Annotated in this window: 1 protein-coding gene; it reads right to left on the bottom strand. The window is 52.8% G+C overall.

Going from position 1 to position 1,647, the window contains the following annotated elements; genetic code table 11:
• Positions 1–61 precede the first annotated feature (61 nt).
• A partial coding sequence (locus HWQ67_RS17905) for a lectin-like protein (RefSeq protein ID WP_218254056.1) occupies positions 62–1,647 on the bottom strand: 1,586 nt, incomplete at its 5' end.

Below are 1,647 nucleotides of genomic sequence, written 5' to 3'. Positions count from 1 at the left end.
CAGGCATTCAGCTCTCCGCAAAACCACCGGTCTTTATCGTAGTAACATCGATGATCCATATTTAGACATCTGCCGCTGTGTTTTGCCACATAACGTCGGCCTTGCCGTAGCCATTAAAGTCGCCGATTGCCTTGACGTCCCAATCCCTCGACACACCCTTTGCGACAAAATTGCCACCGTTTATCTTCATGCCGTCCATCAGCCAGATCGCTACGTCGCCGGTGGTTGTGTTACGCCAGAGGACGTCGGCGTGGCCATCGCCGTTGAAGTCGTGCCTGACCCGCCCGCCTGAGCTTCCGCCGTCGAACTCGACGGTAACGCTCTTGTCTGCGCTCATTGTGACCATGCACTGGTTAGCGCCGATATTGAGGTCGCAGCCCGTCCAGCCCTTGATCGTTGCCCCCAGTGCGGCTGATGCCGTGAGGGTGACAGACGTACCCGTGTCAAACGACGCCGTGCCGGTCTTGCCGCTCCAGGTGATAGTCCCGGGGGCTGCGGTTACCGAGCCATTGCCGGCGCCTTGCTTTGTTATCGTTAGCTTCACCTGGCCCGGAGTGGGGGTTGAGGTGGGCGTTGGAGTGGGAGTGATTGTCGGAGTTGGGGTAGGAGTTGGGGTTGCCGTAGGAGTTGGTGTGGGAGTAGGAGTTGGAGTTGGGGTTGGAGCATCCTGCGTAACTGTAAATGTCTGCCCCGCTATCGTCATTGTACCGGTGCGGGAGCTTGTTGCCGTGTTAGTCAAGACATTGTAGCTTACTGTCCCATTACCACTGCCAGAGGTGTTAGAGGTGATAGTTATCCAACTTGCACTGCTTGAGGCCGTCCACGTACAACTGGCATTAGCCGTTACACTTACGCTACCATCGCCACCGGAGGCGGTGAAATTCTTGCTTGTTGGACTTATAGCGTAGCTGCAAGGTTGAACATAAAACGTAGCCGTCACGCTCTTTGCCGCCGACATTGTTACCGCACAGGTTGAAGCTGACCCTGTGCAATCACCACTCCAACCCGCAAACGTTGAACCAGAGGCAGATATAGCGGTCAGGGTTACGGATGTGTTGGTAGCAAAATTACCAGAACACGTTGTACCGCAATCTATCCCTGAAGGTGTACTTGTAACAGTACCGGAACCTGCCACTGTCACCGTAAGGGGGTATTGTGACGGTGTATCCCACTCGCAAAGTGGATAATAGGCTGCTGCACATTCCGTATCATTCCATTGATTCTCCTTGTAAACCATACAATCTTCTTCACTTGTACCATGATTGTTGTTAGGTTCACCGGGTGCCCAATACGTAAAGCCCCATGCCTCACCAGTTATCCAGCTCCAGGAGCCTTCGCTCGCTGCGTCAGTTCCGCCAAGCCAACAGCGATTTGAACCGATAAGACCTGTAGAACAGAAATTATCGACAAGAAACAGATTCTCACTATCCGAAGTCGCGGTTGCCAAGTATCCACCCAGCGCTGCACAATAAGCCTTAGCGCCATCCCATGTCCGTCCTACATCAAACCTCTGATATGTGTGGTTATTTTGTGGGTTGGTGAGTTTGCCTGAATCAGCCATCGCTACCCCCCATAGCATAGTAAGAACCATGCTATACACAAACAACGCTAATAAAATCTTTCCAGCACCATAGCCTTTCTTTAACA

It is taken from the genome of Candidatus Magnetobacterium casense (genome assembly GCF_019173545.1).
Taxonomy (GTDB): Bacteria; Nitrospirota; Thermodesulfovibrionia; order Thermodesulfovibrionales; family Magnetobacteriaceae; genus Magnetobacterium; species Magnetobacterium cryptolimnobacter.
This window is presented reverse-complemented; position numbering and strand designations above follow the sequence as displayed.